This window comes from Serpentinimonas sp. SMBJO2, assembly GCF_056341105.1.
This window is the reverse complement of the sequence record NZ_CP150628.1, coordinates 427,128-441,964: the sequence shown is the minus strand read 5'-3', so window position 1 is coordinate 441,964 and position 14,837 is coordinate 427,128. Positions and strand designations below refer to the sequence as shown.

At 71.6% G+C, this 14,837-nt stretch carries 11 protein-coding genes and 1 pseudogene; 3 read left to right on the top strand and 9 right to left on the bottom strand.

The features are described from left to right. Window positions 1–906 precede the first annotated feature (906 nt). Both AAAZ40_RS01970 and AAAZ40_RS01965 read left to right on the top strand, forming a co-directional pair. Window positions 907–2,202, top strand: a pseudogene (locus AAAZ40_RS01970) (methyl-accepting chemotaxis protein); the annotation flags it as partial. An 84-nt stretch (window positions 2,203–2,286) separates the two neighbouring features. Then, a complete protein-coding gene (locus tag AAAZ40_RS01965) occupies window positions 2,287–3,549 on the top strand; it encodes an MFS transporter (protein WP_476661662.1) in 1,263 nt (420 codons plus the stop codon). Here AAAZ40_RS01965 and AAAZ40_RS01960 read toward each other — a convergent pair. From AAAZ40_RS01960 to AAAZ40_RS01920, 9 genes are all read right to left on the bottom strand, one after another. Beyond that, complete coding sequence (locus AAAZ40_RS01960) at window positions 3,546–5,285, bottom strand: enoyl-CoA hydratase-related protein (protein ID WP_476660925.1); 1,740 nt, start codon at window positions 5,283–5,285, stop codon at window positions 3,546–3,548. The two genes, AAAZ40_RS01965 and AAAZ40_RS01960, sit on opposite strands and share 4 nt — an antisense overlap. A 13-nt stretch (window positions 5,286–5,298) precedes the next feature. Further along, window positions 5,299–6,429, bottom strand: a complete 1,131-nt coding sequence (gene hypE / locus AAAZ40_RS01955; RefSeq protein WP_476660924.1) for a hydrogenase expression/formation protein HypE — start codon at window positions 6,427–6,429, stop codon at window positions 5,299–5,301. After that, window positions 6,426–7,586 carry a hydrogenase formation protein HypD gene (gene hypD, locus AAAZ40_RS01950; protein WP_476660923.1) on the bottom strand — a complete coding sequence of 387 codons (1,161 nt, stop codon included), beginning with the start codon at window positions 7,584–7,586 and terminating at the stop codon, window positions 6,426–6,428. The genes hypE and hypD overlap by 4 nt, the downstream gene beginning before the upstream one ends. Further along, complete coding sequence (locus tag AAAZ40_RS01945; RefSeq protein ID WP_476660922.1) at window positions 7,583–7,852, bottom strand: HypC/HybG/HupF family hydrogenase formation chaperone; 270 nt, start codon at window positions 7,850–7,852, stop codon at window positions 7,583–7,585. The genes hypD and AAAZ40_RS01945 overlap by 4 nt, the downstream gene beginning before the upstream one ends. Continuing rightward, the gene (locus AAAZ40_RS01940) at window positions 7,843–9,102 is read right to left on the bottom strand and encodes a Kae1-like domain-containing protein (protein WP_476660921.1); all 1,260 of its coding nucleotides are present in this window, start codon (window positions 9,100–9,102) and stop codon (window positions 7,843–7,845) included. Before AAAZ40_RS01940 ends, AAAZ40_RS01945 begins: the two co-directional genes overlap by 10 nt. Window positions 9,103–9,163: 61 nt before the next feature. Continuing rightward, the gene (hypB, locus tag AAAZ40_RS01935; RefSeq protein ID WP_476660920.1) at window positions 9,164–10,201 is read right to left on the bottom strand and encodes a hydrogenase nickel incorporation protein HypB; all 1,038 of its coding nucleotides are present in this window, start codon (window positions 10,199–10,201) and stop codon (window positions 9,164–9,166) included. 47 nt (window positions 10,202–10,248) lie between these two features. Then, window positions 10,249–10,596 carry a hydrogenase maturation nickel metallochaperone HypA/HybF gene (locus tag AAAZ40_RS01930; protein ID WP_476660919.1) on the bottom strand — a complete coding sequence of 116 codons (348 nt, stop codon included), beginning with the start codon at window positions 10,594–10,596 and terminating at the stop codon, window positions 10,249–10,251. Between the two features lie 54 nt (window positions 10,597–10,650). Further along, window positions 10,651–11,262 carry a HupE/UreJ family protein gene (locus AAAZ40_RS01925; protein WP_476660918.1) on the bottom strand — a complete coding sequence of 204 codons (612 nt, stop codon included), beginning with the start codon at window positions 11,260–11,262 and terminating at the stop codon, window positions 10,651–10,653. Window positions 11,263–11,302: 40 nt separating this feature from the next. Further along, window positions 11,303–11,539, bottom strand: a complete 237-nt coding sequence (locus tag AAAZ40_RS01920; protein WP_476660917.1) for a hypothetical protein — start codon at window positions 11,537–11,539, stop codon at window positions 11,303–11,305. A 386-nt stretch (window positions 11,540–11,925) separates the two neighbouring features. Here AAAZ40_RS01920 and AAAZ40_RS01915 point away from each other — a divergent pair, with 386 nt between their 5' ends. Then, the gene (locus AAAZ40_RS01915) at window positions 11,926–14,817 is read left to right on the top strand and encodes a PD-(D/E)XK nuclease family protein (RefSeq protein WP_476660916.1); all 2,892 of its coding nucleotides are present in this window, start codon (window positions 11,926–11,928) and stop codon (window positions 14,815–14,817) included. Window positions 14,818–14,837: the final 20 nt, after the last annotated feature.

The window sequence follows — 14,837 nt, the reverse complement described above, 5'->3', positions numbered from 1 at the left end:
GCCGTGCAACGCCAACTGGAGGGCTTGCAGATTCAGCAAGGTTTGGTGCGGGTGGCGCTGCCCCTGCTCGAGCAGCAGGGGCAGATGCACTTCTCGCTGGCCGGGCAGGCGGCGGCGGCGCAGGCCATCGACACGGCCAGCCAGCAGTTGCGCTCGGCGCTGGAGGCGCTGGAGCAGCAGATGCAGCGCCAACCCGACCCCGAGCTGCGCCAACAATGGCAGCCGCTGCGCGAGCAGCTGCAACAGCTCGGTGGCCCGGCCCCAGCCCGGCAGGCTGCGGCCGACTGGCATGCCCGGCGCAGCGCCGCCGTGGCGCAGTTGCAACAGCTGGCCCTGCTCAACGGCGAGGTCTCGGCCCTGCTGCTCGATGACCAACGCCACGTGTTCCACCTGGTCGATGTGCTGGTGCAGCGCCAGTTGCCCTTGCTGCAGGCGAGCGCCTACCTGCGCAACGAGGGCGCGGCCGTGCTGCAACTTCACCACGACCACGGGGTGAGTGCCGAACTCATGGCCCGTGGACTGCGGCTGGCCCCGCAATCCAACGCGGTCGAGACCGGCGTGCGCCACCTCGAGCAGCGCCTGGCGGCCTGGGGCCGGGTCGGGCTGGCGCCGCCCCCAGCCTGGCCGGCGGTGCAACGCGCCACGACCGAGTATGCGGCCCAAGTTCGGGACGGCATCGGCACCGGCTTGTTGATGGACGACGCGCAACCCCACTTCGAGCAGGGCAGCCGAATGCTGATCGCTCAGGTCGATCTCTACGGCCAGCTCGCGGCGCAACTGCAAGGCGAGCTCGAGCGCGAACTGCGCGGCCTCGAGTGGCTGCTGATCGGCGTCGGCGCGGCCATGGTCTTGGTGCTGCTGGCGCTGGTCTATGGCATGGTGGCCCTGTACACGGCCACTGTGGACAGCCTGCGCCAGCTCACTGGCGTGTTCGAGCGCGCCGCCAACGGCGACCTGACCGGTGCGGTGCAGATCGGCGGGCGCGACGAAATGGCGCTCATGGCGCAGCAGTTCCAGCGCATGCTCGACACCCTGTCGGCGATCGTGGCCGACGTGCGCAGCGTCGCCGCCGTGCTCAGCCACATGGGTGGGCGCCTGGTTCATGACAGCAGCAGCCTGTCGGAGCGCACCCAGTCGCAAGCCGCCAGCCTGGAGCAGGCCAGCGCCAACATCCGCGAGGCCACCGAGACCGTGGCGCGCAACAGCCAGGGCGTGCTCGAAGTCAGCCGCGTCAGCACGCGCCTGCACCAGCAGACCGAGCACGCCAGCGGCCTGATGCAGCAGACCGTGGGCGGCATGGGCACGCTGCAACACACCTCCAAGCGCATGAACGAGATCATCGGCGTGATCGACAGCATCGCCTTTCAGACCAACATCCTGGCGCTCAACGCGGCGGTGGAGGCGGCGCGCGCCGGCGAGGCTGGGCGCGGCTTTGCCGTCGTCGCCGCCGAGGTGCGCTCGCTGGCGCAGCGCAGCCAGTCCGCCGCCGGCGAGGTGCGCCAGCTGATCGCCGAATCCACCGGCCGGGTGCAGACTTCGGTGACCGAGATCAACGGCGTCAACGCCGAAATGGAGCAATTGGTGCAGGGCATCCGCGACATCACGCAGCGCATCGACGCCATGGCGGTGGCCAGCAACCAGCAGAGCGCCGCCCTCAAGGAAGTGGCGCAAGCCATGACGCAGCTCGACGGCGTGACCCACGACAACGCCGCCATGGTCGAGCGCAGCGCACACCACGCCACCGACCTGCTGGCGCACACCGCCGACCTCGAGCAAGCGGTGCAGCACCTGCGCCTGAGCCAAGGCACCGCCGACTTGGCGCGCCAGCTGGTCGAGCGCGCCCATGCCCACGTGCAACAGGTGGGATATGCCCGCGCCAGCGAAGATTTTTACCGCCCAGACGGCCCCTTCATCGACCGCGACCTCTACATCTTCGTGCTCGACCGCCAGGGGGTGTATCGGGTCATGGGCGCCAACCGCGCCAAGACCGGCACCCGCGTGCACGACGCGCCGGGCATAGACGCCGAACGCTTCATGCGCGACATCTGGGCACAGGCCGAAGAGGGTGGCGGCTGGGTTGAATACAATATCGTCAACCCCTTGACCGGCAATGTGCGCGGCAAATCGTCGTTTGTGCTGCCGCTCAGCGACGACTTGCTGATTGGCTGCGGCGCCTACCGCAGCGCGCTCCAAGCCGGCTGACGCCCATACCCTAGCCCTTTGCCACCTGCCTCAGCCCCCGCCGACCCCGCCGACCCTGCCGATACACCCGAGTGGTCGATCCGCATGACGGCGCCCGAGCGCCGCGCCAGCGCCGCGCTGGCGAGCGTGTTTGCGCTGCGCATGCTGGGGCTGTTCCTGCTGCTGCCGGTGTTCGCGCTCGAGGCCGTGCACTACCCCGGCGGCGACGACCCGCTGCGCGTGGGGCTGGCGCTGGGCATCTATGGCCTGACGCAGGCGCTGCTGCAAATCCCGCTGGGCATGGCCAGCGACCGCTGGGGCCGCAAGCGCATCATCCAGGGCGGCTTGGTGCTGTTTGCCATCGGCAGCCTGGTGGCGGCCTGGGCGACCACGCTGGAGTGGCTGACGCTGGGGCGGGCGCTGCAAGGCGCCGGCGCGATCTCGGCCGCCGTCACCGCCTTGCTCGCCGACCTGACACGCGACACCGTGCGCACCAAGGCCATGGCGCTGGTCGGCGTGAGCATCGCGCTCACCTTTGCCCTGTCGCTGGTGCTGGCGCCGCCGCTGGTGGCCTGGGTTGGCCTCAGCGGCTTGTTCCTGCTGACCGCCGCCCTGACGCTGGTCGCCATGTGGGCGGTGGCACGCGTGGTGCCACCCGAGCCAGAACGCACGGCACCCCACACACGCAGCCTCGGCCTCGGCGCGGTGCTGCTCGACGCCCGGCTGGCGCGCCTGAACCTGGGCGTGTTCATGCTGCACGCGGTGCAGCTGGCGCTGTGGGTGGCGCTGCCGACGCTGCTGCTGCAAGCCGGGCTCGAGGCGGCCGATCACGGCTGGATCTATTTGCTGGCGGTGCTGGCGGCGTTTGGCGTCATGGGCGCGCTGCTGTTCAGGCTCGAGCGCCACGGTTATCTGCGCGCGGTGTTTCTGGGCGCCATCGGGCTGATCGCGCTGGCGCAGTTGGGCCTGTGGTGGAGCGCCGGCCTGGCGGCACCGCCGCTGGCGCTGCTGGCGCTGCTGCTGTTCGTGTTCTTCCTGGGCTTCAACACGCTCGAAGCCAGCCAGCCCAGCCTGGTGTCGCGCCTGGCCAGCACAAGCCAGCGCGGGGCCGCGCTCGGGGTTTACAACACCTTGCAATCGCTCGGGTTTTTTGTCGGCGGCGTGGCCGGCGGGGCGCTGCTGGCGCTGTGGGGCCACGATGGCCTGTTTTTGGCCTGCGCCGCCCTGACGCTGCTGTGGCTGCTGCTGGCCTGGGGCATGCCGGCGCTGCCGGCGGGGCGGGCGCAGCGCCAGGGCCCGCCGCCCGCCACGGCCAGCCCGGCACCACCGAGCCCGCCACAGCCGCCCCCACCCCCCACCCCGCTCTAGCGGTGGAGGGCGAGGTGGCGCGGCGTCCAGGCGTGCGCCAGCTTGTGCACGAAGTGGTGCCGCGCCACGTGGTAGCTGGGGTCGAAACCATAAAAGTTGCGCTTCATCCGCTCCATTTCGTCGTGGCGGTACTGGGCCAGCGGGCGCTGCGCCTCGTCGGCGGCGCGCCGCTGCCGTTTGGCAGCGAGCTGCCGCGGCCAGTCGGGGGCGGCAGCCAGTGCCAGCGCGCGCTGCAGCACGCGCTGCTCGAACCCGCCCCTGGGGCCAGGGTCGCAGTGGTCGATCAGGCCCATGCGTTCGGCCTGGCTGGCCAGCAGCGGCAGGCGCTGCGCCATCAGGTCGCGCGCGCCCTCGGGCCCGAGGCGGCGCGGCAACAGGTAGGTCCAGTATTCGGAACCGTAGAGGTTGCCCATGTTTTTGTAGTGCGGGTTCAGCACCACGCCGTGGTGCGCCCAGACCTGGTCGGCGGCCAGCGCCAAAAAGGCCCCGCCGGCGCCGGCGTTGCCGCGCAGCACGCTGACGGTGAGGCGCTCGGTGCACTGCAAAATGGCCAGCGCCAGATCGTTCATGGCTTCGATGTTGCGCCACGAGGCATCGGCCGCGCTGTCGCCCTCGACGTGGGCGGCGGCCTCGATCGCGTTGAGGTCGATGCCGTTGCTGAAAAAATCGTCTCCGCCCGCCAGCACCAGCACTTGGGTCGGGCGCTGGCTGACCTCGAGCAGCGCCCGGCGCAGCCGCTCGCACTGCGCGCTGGACATGGCCCCGTTGTAGAAATCAAAGCTCAACCAGCCGACGCGCGCGCTCCCCTCGGCGTACTCGCGGTAGCGCAGCTCGCCCCATTCGTCGTCGGCACGCTCGAGCGCCACCGGCCAGTCAGGCAACTGCGCCGCTTCGGGCAGCGCCTGCTCGGCCTTGAGCTTGAAGTGACCCTGACCGGGCGCGGTGCCGCTCGGGTCGGCCAAGCGCAACTGCCCGATCCAGACCGCGCCGTCGCGGGTGCGCCGCAGCAGCGCGCCGTCGCGCCGCGCCAGCCACTCGCCCGCGGCGCGGGTACGAAACTCGTGCAGACAGGCCGCCGAGGCCGGGTGCGCGTCGTAGAGGTAGCAAGGCCGACCCCAGAGCGCGTCGCGCACCCCGGGCTGGCCGTCGGCGCTGCGCAGCCGCGCCAGCACCGCCTCGGTGCCGTCGCGCTGCCAGTCGATGGCGCGCGCGCTCTGGGGCAGCAGCGGTTGCCAGTGCGGTGTGGGCGCCGGCAGCGCCGGTGGCTGGCGCTGGCCGTCCTGCCAGCGCGCCAGCGCCGTCAGCGTGACCTCGAGCGCGGCCTCGGTGACCTCGCGCCGGTACAGGCTGCCCTTGCTGGCGGCGCGCAGCGCCAGACGGGCGCTGGCCCAGACCGGGCCGGCGTCGAGCGCGTCCGTGGCTTGCAGCAGCGTCACGCCCCAGTCGCTGCGCTGCTGCAGCAGCGCCCAGTCGAGCGCCGACGGCCCCTGGTCGCCCGGTGGCCCAGGGTGCAAGACCCAGCAAGGCAGGCGCTGCCAGACGGCGGCGGGCAGACGGCGCTTGAGGAACGGCGCCAGCAACAGATCGGGCTGGAAGCGGTCGATGGCCTCGCTGGTCACCGGGTCGGCGATGTCGAGCTCGACGCTGACGCAGTGCCCGCGGGCGCGCAACTCGGCGTACAGGCGCTGGCTCAGGCTGTTGAAGCTGTGGCAGAGCAACAGGATGCGCAGCGCCATCGCGTCTCCTGGCTCAGCAGATGCGCGGCAACTGCTCGGCGCTGAGCCAGTCGAGCACGCGCCGGCCGCCGAAGCCGGTTTCCATCTGCACGAAACGGTGCGCATCGGCGGTCACGGTGCCGATGCGCGCCGCCTCCTGCCCCAGCGGGTGCGCGCGCATCGCCGCCAGCAGCCGGTCGGCGACGGCAGGGGCGCAGATCGCGATCAGCTTGCCCTCGTTGGCGACGTACAGCGGGTCGAGCCCGAGCAGCTCGCAGGCGGCGTTGACCTGCTGGCGCACCGGGATCGCCGCTTCCTGCAGCGTCATGCCGACGCCGGACTGGCGCGCGATTTCGTTCAGGGTGGTCGCCAGGCCGCCGCGGGTCGGGTCGCGCAGCGTGCGCAGATCGGCCGGCGCCGCGGCGACGGCCGCCAGCATATCGGCCACCAGGGTGTGCAAGGCCGCGCTGTCGCTCTCGATGGTGGTGGCGAACGACAGCGACTCGCGCTGCGACAACACCGCCACGCCGTGGTCACCGACGCAGCCCGAGAGCAGGATCGCGTCTCCGGGGCGCGCATGGCGGCCGCTGATCTCGACCCCAGGCGCCAGCACCCCGACGCCGGTGGTGCTGATGAAGACGCCGTCGCCCTTGCCCTGCTCCACCACCTTGGTGTCGCCGCAGACCACCGCCACCCCGGCCGCGCGCGCCGCCGCCGCCATCGACTGCACGATGCGCTGCAACTCGGCCAGCGCAAACCCTTCCTCGATGATGAAGCTGGCGCTCAGGTAGAGCGGCTGCGCCCCCATCATGGCGACGTCGTTGACCGTGCCATGCACCGCCAGGCTGCCCAAATCGCCACCGGGGAAAAACAGCGGCGAGACCACATGGCCGTCGCAGGCCATGACCAGCCGTCCCTGGGTCGGGTGCCAGCCGGGCAGCGCCAGCCGGGCCCCGTCGTCGCCCTGGCGCAGCCACGGGTTGTCGAAGGCGGCCAGAAACAGCTCCTCGATCAACTGGGCCGCGGCCTTGCCCCCCGATCCGTGCCCCATGTCGATGCGGCCGTGGCGCAGGTCGAGGGGGCGGATGTAGGGTTTGCGGGTGCTGCCAGGTGCGGCTGCAGATTCGGTGGGGCTATCTAGGCTCAGGTCTGGATCGGTGTTCATGCGCTCGTCTCGGTGGCCTCGGCGGCGACGATGGGGATGGAGCGGAAACGCCCGTAAGTGTAGTGGGCGGCGCAGGCCCCTTCGCTCGAGACCATGCACGAGCCGATCGGGTTTTCCGGGGTGCAGACGGTACCGAAAATCTTGCAGTCGCTGGGCTGCTTGACGCCGCGCAGGATGGCCCCGCATTCGCAGGCCTTGTTGTCGGGCACGCTGCGGTAGCCCAGGCCAAAGCGGCGCTCGGCGTCGAACTCGGCGTAGGCCGGCCGGATCTTGAGCGCGCTGTACGGCACTTCGCCCAAGCCGCGCCACTCGAAGCTCGGGCGCAGTTCGAACACGCGCGAGACCAGCGCCTGCGCAGTCAGGTTGCCCTCGCGACTGACGGCGCGGGTGAATTCGTTTTCGACTTCGGCCCGGCCCTCGTTCACCTGCCGCACCAGCATGGCGATGCCCTGCAGCACGTCCAGCGGCTCGAAGCCGGCGATCACCACCGGCTTGCGGTACTCCTGGGCAAAGTGCTCGTAGGGCGCCGAGCCGATGACGATGCTGACGTGCGCCGGGCCGATGAAGCCGTCGATCGGCACCGTGCCGAACTGGCGCACTTCGGGCGACTCGAGGATGTGGGTGATGGCCGAGGGCGTGAGCACGTGGCAGCACAGCACGCTGAAGTTGCGCACGCCGGTGCGGCTGGCGTCGTGCAGCACCAGCGCCGTCGGCGGCGTGGTGGTCTCAAAGCCGATGGCGAAAAACACCACTTCGCGCTCGGGCTGCTGGCGCGCCAGTTCGAGCGCATCAGCGGCCGAATAGACCATGCGGATGTCGGCGCCGCGCGCCTTGGCCTTGAGCAGCGAGAGCTGTTGCGAGGCCGGCACGCGCAGGGTGTCGCCGTAGGTGCACAGGATCACGCCTTGCTCCAGCGCCAGCCGGATCGCCAGGTCGATGCGGCCGATCGGCAGCACGCACACCGGGCAGCCGGGGCCGTGGATCAGGCGCAGATTGGGCGGCAGCAGATCCGGGATGCCGTAGCGCGCGATGGCGTGGGTGTGGCCGCCGCAAAACTCCATGAAGTGGTAGGCGCGCCCTGGGTCGGCTGCGGCGGCGATGCGCGCGGCGATCTGGCGCGCCAGCGCGCCGTCGCGAAACTCGTCGATGTATTTCATGGCGCGGGCACCAGCCGGCCCCGGGCGGCGGCAGCGTCGGCGTGGTCGGCGCTGCGCTCGAGTTCGGCAAAAATGGCCAGCGTCTGCTGCGCTTCTTCGGGGTCGAGCAGCCCGATGGCATGGCCGACGTGGACGATGACGTAGTCGCCCACCACGGCTTCGGGCACCAGCGCCAGCGACACGCTTTTGCGAATGCCGCCGAGGTCGATCAGGCCCTGGTCGTCGCTCAGGCGCTCGACCAGCAGGGCGGGGATGGCTAGACACATGGGGCGTTCTCCTGTAGGGTGGATGGGGGTGCGGCAGCGGTGGCGGCCAGTTCTTGCGCGGCCACCCAGGCCTGGCCCAGCGCCAGCCCGGCGTCGCCGCAGCCTTGTGCGGTTTGCAGATAGACGCGCTGGCCGGCCGCGCTCAGGCGCGCTTGCAGGCGCTGGCGCAACAGGCGGTTGTAAAAGCAGCCGCCGGCCAGCGCCACGCTGCGGCTCTGGCGCGCACGGGCGGCGGCCAACACCCAGTCGGCCAGGCCGTCGGCCAGGCGCAGGTGGAAGGCGGCGGCGAGCGCGTCCAGTGCGGCGTCGGGGGCGTGCCCAGCAGCCGCTGCGTGCAGCGCCAGCCAGAGCGGGCGCAGATCGAGGATCTGCGGCGCTGCCAGAGGGGTGGCGGTGGCGTCGAAGCCGGTGCCGGTTCCCGATTGCCTCGTGGCGCCGGGCAGCAGGCTGGGCAAAGGCAGATCGGGCAGGGACGCGCCGCGCTCCAGCGCCTGCGCCGCTGCCTGCTCCAGGGCCACGGCGGCCTGTGCTTCGTCGCTTTGCTCCAGGCACAGGCCAAGCGCGGCCGCAGCGGCGTCGAACCAGCGCCCGGCGCTGCTGCTGGGCGGGCAATGCAGGCCGCGCGCCAGCATCTGCTGCACCGTGGCGGCGCGGCTGGCGCCCACGCGCTCGCCCCAGTGCGCGCCGATCTGCGCGCCCAAGCCACAGGCGTGCAGGGCGCTGGCGGCCATGCGCCAGGGCTGGCGCGCGGCCTGGTCGCCGCCCGGCAACGCCAGGGGGAGCAGATGGCCCAGGCGCTGCCACTGGGCGCCCTCGAGCCACAGCAGCTCGCCGCCCCAGGCGGCGCCGTCGCTGCCCAGGCCAAAGCCGTCCAGCGCCAATCCGAGCACCGGCTCGTCCAAGCTGTGCGCGGCCATGACGGCGCCGATGTGGGCCCGGTGGTGCTGCACGGCCACCGCCGGCAGACCGAGTTCGGCCGCCAGTTCCTGGGCCAGTTGGCTGCTGTAAAAGTCGGGGTGCAAGTCGTGCGCCAGCGCCGCCAGGGGCGGGCCGCCGCTGGTGCGCGCCTGCCGTATCAGCGCCAGCGCCGCAGCGCGCAGCGCCGCACAGGCGTGCGGGTCGCTGAGGTCGCCATGCACCGGCGTCCACTGCACCCGGCCACCCTGGCACAGGCAGGCGCAGTTTTTCAGCCACGCCCCCAGCGCCAGCACGGTGGCAGCCGAGGGGGCAGGGAGGGCGGTGCGGCTCATGGGGACGGGCGTTCGGGAAGGGGGTGCGGGCAGGGTAGCAGGCGCTGGGAGTCCAGGCGCTTCAGCCGGGTGCCGCCGCCGTCTGGCGCAGCTGCGCCAGCTCGGCTTCGAGCTGCGCCACGCGGGCGCGCAAGGCCTGCTCGGAAGCCTGGGCGTGGCCCGCACCGTGTTCATGATCGTGTTCATGATCGTGGTCGTGGTCGTGCCCGAGCTCGTGTTCGAGCCAGTGCAACCAGTCGTCGAGACCGGCGCCGGTGCGGGCCGACACCTGCAACACCTCGATGCCGGGGTTGACGCGCCGCGCCAGTTCGATGCAGCGCGCGACGTCGAACTGCACATGCGGCAACAGGTCGATCTTGTTCAGAATCATGAGCCGGGCGGCGGCGAACATGTCGGGGTACTTGAGCGGCTTGTCCTCGCCCTCGGTGACCGACAGGATCGCCACCTTGGCGCGCTCGCCCAGGTCCCACAGCGCCGGGCAGACCAGGTTGCCGACGTTTTCGATGAACAACAGGCTGGGGGCGGCGGGCTCGTGCCGGTGCAATTGCGCAAAGGCCGCCGCCACCATGGGCGCGTCGAGGTGGCAGCCTTTGCCGGTGTTGATCTGGATCGCGGGCGCGCCGGTGGCGCGGATGCGCTCGGCGTCGAAGGCGGTCTGCTGGTCGCCTTCGATCACCGCCACCGGCAGCGCCGGGTGGCGCCGCCGCAGCGCCTCGATGGTGGCGCAGAGCAGGGTGGTTTTGCCCGATCCGGGGCTGGACACGAGGTTCAGCGCCAGCACCTCGTGCGCGGCAAAATGCGCCCGGTTCTGCGCCGCGATGCGGTCGTTGGCGCCCAGAATGTCGTGCTCGAGCCTGATCGCCCGCGCCTGGCTCAGGCCCGGCACCGAGACCCTGGCGGCACCGGCGCCGTAGTCGAGGTCGCCACTGCGCGGGTCGATGCGCGGGCCCGTTTCGGCGGCAGCGGCAGCCGCATCGACAGCGGCAACCGTGGCGGCGGGCGCAGGCTCAGGGTGGGTTGGGCCCAGCGGGCGGCTCGGTTGCGCTTGTGCGGGCGCTCGGTGGCGCTGGGTCTGGCTGCATCCACATACGACACACATGGTTCAGGTCTCCTGGGTTTGGGGCGGTTGGTGTGGCGCTGACCGGTTCAATCATCGCTCACTTGCAGGTCGAGCACACGCAATTCCATGCCACCGGTGGGCTCGAGCTGGTAGCTGGAGCAGGCCGGACAGGGGTCGCCGCGCTGGGCGATCGGCACACGCGTGCTGCAACCCAAACACCAAGCCTGCCCCGGGGTTTCGAGCAGTTCGATGCGCGCGCCTTCGAGCCGCGTGCCGGGCGCAATGCAGTCGAGCGCAAAACGCAGCGCCGCCACATCGACCCCGGCCAGTTGCCCGACCTCGAGGCGCAATTCAAGCACGCGCGCAAAGCCTTCGCGCTGCGCGCAGTCATCGACCAGTTGCAACACGCCCCCGGCGAGGCTGGCTTCATGCATGGCAGGGCTCCTGCTGGGACGGGAACGGCCCGATGGCGTGGCCGGTGACGCACATCAGGCCGCGAGTTGGCCCAGCACCAGCGCCGTGCCACCCGCCAGCAACGCCGCGCCCAGACCCGAGACCGCCACGCGCCGGTGGTACGCGCTCAGGCGGCGCTGCAGCGCCAGGCCCAGCGCCATGCCGGCGCCGTGCAGCAGCGCCGTGGCCAGCAGCAGGCCCAGGGCATAGACGCCCAAGCCGGCCCCCGGGGCAGCAAAGCCGTGCGCCAGCCCATGCCAGGCGGCCGCCAGCGCCACCAGACCCAGGCCAGCCGCCGTCGGCAGACGCCAGCCGGTGGCTGCCAGCAGCAGCAAGGCGCCAAACAGCAGCACCGAAGCGCTCAACGCCAGCTCCATGAACGGCAGCATGAAGCCCATCAGGCCCAGCCACGCCGTGCCCAGCAGCGCGGCCATGAACAGCGCCGGCCCTTGCCACGCCTTGCCTGCCGGCAAAGCCAGCACCGACCACAGCCCCACGGCCAGCACCGCCAACAGATGATCGAGCCCGAGTGGATGCATCAGCCCGGCGGCAAAGCCGTGGCCGCCGTGACCGGGGTGGGCCAGTGCGGCGCCGGCGCCGAGCAGGCCGCCGCCCAAGACCAAGGTACGGATGAGGGTTGCGCGCATGTCTGTCTCCTGTGAGGGTGAAACGAAGGGGGGTGAAAAATCAGTGAACGGTGACTCGGGCCATTTTCTGGCCATCGGCGCTCATGACGTGGGTCGAGCAGAGGCCTGCGCCATAGAGCCAGCCGGCGTGCCTGCAGAGCGCGCCGATGGCGAGCACGTCGGGAACATGGACGCTGCGCTCCTTTTGCCAATCGAGCGCTTCGAGGCAGTGCGTGACCGCCATCGGGGTCTGGTGTAGGTCGAGCGAGATCATGGACAAGATCACGTCTGGCGTCAAGGGGTGGGCGAAGCGGATGAAGCTCCAGAAACTGCAGGCGCACGCCAATCCGTGCAGCCACAGGACCGGCAGGCGTGGCTTGGGTTCAAAGCAATACCCGGGCCATCTTCAGCCCACCTGGTGCAAACCCTGATTCCACCCGGCAAGGGATTGATAAACGGCGTCAATTTTGACCTGTCTGGCACGGCCCCATGACGGGATGCGGCCGCTGCGCAAGAGCACATGCCAGCAGATGCGCAAAACTGGAAACATGCTTTGCGCACAATGCCCCCGCCGCCGGCGTTCCGAACCCGCCCACGTCGGCCGGGGCAGCCGTTAGACTGTGGCTGTGCTGACCATGGCCCCATGGCCCGGCGGCGCCAGCCGCGCACCCTGCTCCGAGCCCCATGACCACTTATCCCCTCGACGCCATCGCTGCAACGCCCACCACCCAGGTGCTGTGCGCCACCACGCGCCTGGCGGATGAACTGCGCCAGCGCCACGGCCAGTTGCAGGCCGCCCAAGGGCAGCGCAGCTGGCAGGCGCTGGCTTGCTGCACCCTGGGCCAGTGGCTGCAGGCGCTGCGCCTGCAGTGGTTGCTGCGCGGCACGCCGCCCACCCCCGAGCTCGCGCGCACCCCCTTGAGCGCCTGGCAGGAGCGCGAGCTGTGGCAGCGCCTGATCGCGCAGCGCCTGGGTCCCGAAGCGCCGTATCTGTTCGACTTGCCCGCGCTGGCGCAGTCGGCGCAGCAGGCGCTGGCTTTGCAGCTCGTCTGGGAGGTTGAGGTGGGCGCGCCGCCACTGGCAGCCGAGGCGCAGCAGTACCTGCGCTGGCGCAGCGATTTTTTGGCCGAGTGCGCGGCCCAGGGCTGGGCCACCACCGAGCAGCTCGACCGCAGCACCGTGGACGCGCTGGCCCAGCTGGCGCAGCCCCCCGCCGGGCCGGGCTGGCCGCAGCGCCTGCTGCTGGCGGGCTTTCCGCGCCTGAGCCCCTTGCTGCAAGCGCTGCTGCACCAGCTGCAGCGGCTCGGGGTGCAGGTGCACCATCTGGCCGATGAGCCCGCCGCCGAACGCCTCGAGGTGCGCCGCTACCCCGACGCCGCCGCCGAGTGCCTGGCCGCCGCGCAGTGGGCGCAGGCGCAGCTGGCGCTCGATGCGCAGCGGCGCATCGCCATCGTCGCGCCCGATCTGCGCGCGCTGCGCTTGCAGCTGCACGACACGCTGCAAGACGTATTGGCCCCCGAGCTGCTGCACCCGCAGCGCGCCCAAGCCGCGCCGCCCTTCAACCTGTCGCTGGGCGCGCCGCTGGCCGAGCAGGCGCTGGTGGGGGGGGCGCTGGCGCTGCTGCAGTGCCTGGCGCGGCCCGACGAGCTCAGCCTGAACGACGTCGGCGCGCTGCTGCGCCACCCCTACTGGTCGGCGCCCGACGAGGCGCTGGTGCGCGCGCAGCTCGATGCGCGGCTGCGCAGCGCGCTGCCGGCACGGGTGGCGCTGGGGCAGGTGCTGGCTTGGGCCACGGCCCAGCGGGGACGCTGGCAGGGTCCCGACCCAGCGCCATCGGAGCCCACCCAGCCCAATCAACTCGATCAGCCCAACGCGCCTGCCCCATGGCCCAGCGCCCAGCCCGCACCAGCGCTGTGCCTGCAGCACCTGCAGCACCTGCAGCAGCTCGCCGCCCGTGCCGCTGGCCAAAGCCACCCGCCCTCGCACTGGGCGGAGCTGCTGCCCGGCTGGCTGGAGCAGGCCGGCTGGCTGCACCGGCGCAGCCTCTCGAGCCCCGAGTTCCAGGCGCTGCAGGCGTGGCAAGAGGCGCTGGCCGAACTGGGCCGCCTCGACGCCTGCTGCGGCCCCTTGCGCCTGGGGGGCTGCGTGCAGCGCCTGCAAGCCTTGTGCCGCGAGCGCATTTTTCAGCCACAAAGCGTGGGCCAGCCGCGCTTGCAGGTGCTGGGCGCGCTCGAAGCCAGCGGCTTGCGCTTCGACGCGGTCTGGGTGCTGGGCTTGCACGCCGCCGCGTGGCCGCCGCCGCCGCAGCCCAACCCTTTGCTGCCCTATGCCGCCCAGCGCCGCGCCGCCAGCCCCAACGCCAGTGCCGCCGTGCAATACGCCTTTGCGCAGCAGGTGCAGCAGCGGCTGCTGTGTACCGCGCCGGCGCTGTGGCTGTCGTGGCCGCGCAGCGCCGAGGCGGCCCCGTGCCAGCCCAGCCCCTTGTTGGCGGATCTGCCCAGCGCCAGCACCTGCGAGGCAGCGCCAAACCCGCACTGGAGCGCGCAGGCGCTGCGCAGCGGCCAAGCGCTGGCGGCGCACACCACCCTAGACGATGCCTGGGCACCGCCCATGAGCGCCGAGGAAGCGGCGCGTGGCGGCAGCGCCTTGCTGCGGGCCCAAGCCCTGTGCCCGGCTTGGGCCTATTACCAATACCGGCTCGCGGCGCTGGGCCTGCCCGATGCCGCCGAAGACCTCGACGCACGCCAGCGCGGCAGCCTGATGCACGCCGCGCTGGCGCGGTTGTGGCAGGCGCTGCGCGACTCCACCACCCTGCACGACCTGAGCGCGGCCGCGTGCCAAGCCGCCATCGAGCAAGCCTGCTGCGGTGCCCTCGAGGACTACCTAGCCAAACCCGACCAGCCGCCGTTGTCGGCGCGGCGGCGCGCCCTGGAGCAGCGCCGCTTGGAGCGGCTGCTGCAGCGCTGGCTCGAGATCGAGCGCACCCGGGGCAGCGGCTTTGCGGTGGTGGGCATCGAAAAAAACGAGACCGTGGAGCTGTGCAGCTTGCAGCTCAAGCTGCAAATCGACCGCATCGACCAGCTCGACGACGGCCGGCTGCTGGTGATCGACTACAAAAGCAGCCCAAGCATCGACACCCGCAACTGGTCCAGCCAGCGCCTGAGCGAACCGCAACTGCCGCTCTACGCCACCTGCGCCACGCTGCCCCCAGGGCAGGTGGCTGGCGCCCTGTTTGCCAAGGTGCGGCCCGCCGACCCCGGCTGGGCCGGTCTGGTGGCCGACGACGCCGCCCACCCCCAGCCCAGCGCCCAAAGCACCCTGCGCTGGGACAGCAGCCGCAACCGCGCGCGCTACCCACCCACGCGCTTCCCCGGCTGGGAAGCGGTGCTGCAGCACTGGCGCGAGCGGCTGCAGGCGCTGGCCGCCGAAGTGCGCGCCGGCGACGCCGCTGTGCGCTTGGCCGACCCGGCGCAGCTGCGCCACTGCGAGGTCTTGCCGCTGCTGCGCCTGAGCGAGCGCCGCAGCCAGTGGCTGGCGCTGCAGGCCCAAGCTACCGCAGGCGCGCCCATGGCGTAGCTGCAACCACGCCCGCAGCC

Coding starts and splice junctions, on each gene's coding strand:
- AAAZ40_RS01965 (WP_476661662.1), top strand. CDS start 2,287: ATGACGGCGCCCGAGCGCCGCGCCAGCGCCGCGCTGGCGAGCGTGTTT.
- AAAZ40_RS01960 (WP_476660925.1), bottom strand. CDS start 5,285: ATGGCGCTGCGCATCCTGTTGCTCTGCCACAGCTTCAACAGCCTGAGC.
- hypE (WP_476660924.1), bottom strand. CDS start 6,429: ATGAACACCGATCCAGACCTGAGCCTAGATAGCCCCACCGAATCTGCA.
- hypD (WP_476660923.1), bottom strand. CDS start 7,586: ATGAAATACATCGACGAGTTTCGCGACGGCGCGCTGGCGCGCCAGATC.
- AAAZ40_RS01945 (WP_476660922.1), bottom strand. CDS start 7,852: ATGTGTCTAGCCATCCCCGCCCTGCTGGTCGAGCGCCTGAGCGACGAC.
- AAAZ40_RS01940 (WP_476660921.1), bottom strand. CDS start 9,102: ATGAGCCGCACCGCCCTCCCTGCCCCCTCGGCTGCCACCGTGCTGGCG.
- hypB (WP_476660920.1), bottom strand. CDS start 10,201: ATGTGTGTCGTATGTGGATGCAGCCAGACCCAGCGCCACCGAGCGCCC.
- AAAZ40_RS01930 (WP_476660919.1), bottom strand. CDS start 10,596: ATGCATGAAGCCAGCCTCGCCGGGGGCGTGTTGCAACTGGTCGATGAC.
- AAAZ40_RS01925 (WP_476660918.1), bottom strand. CDS start 11,262: ATGCGCGCAACCCTCATCCGTACCTTGGTCTTGGGCGGCGGCCTGCTC.
- AAAZ40_RS01915 (WP_476660916.1), top strand. CDS start 11,926: ATGACCACTTATCCCCTCGACGCCATCGCTGCAACGCCCACCACCCAG.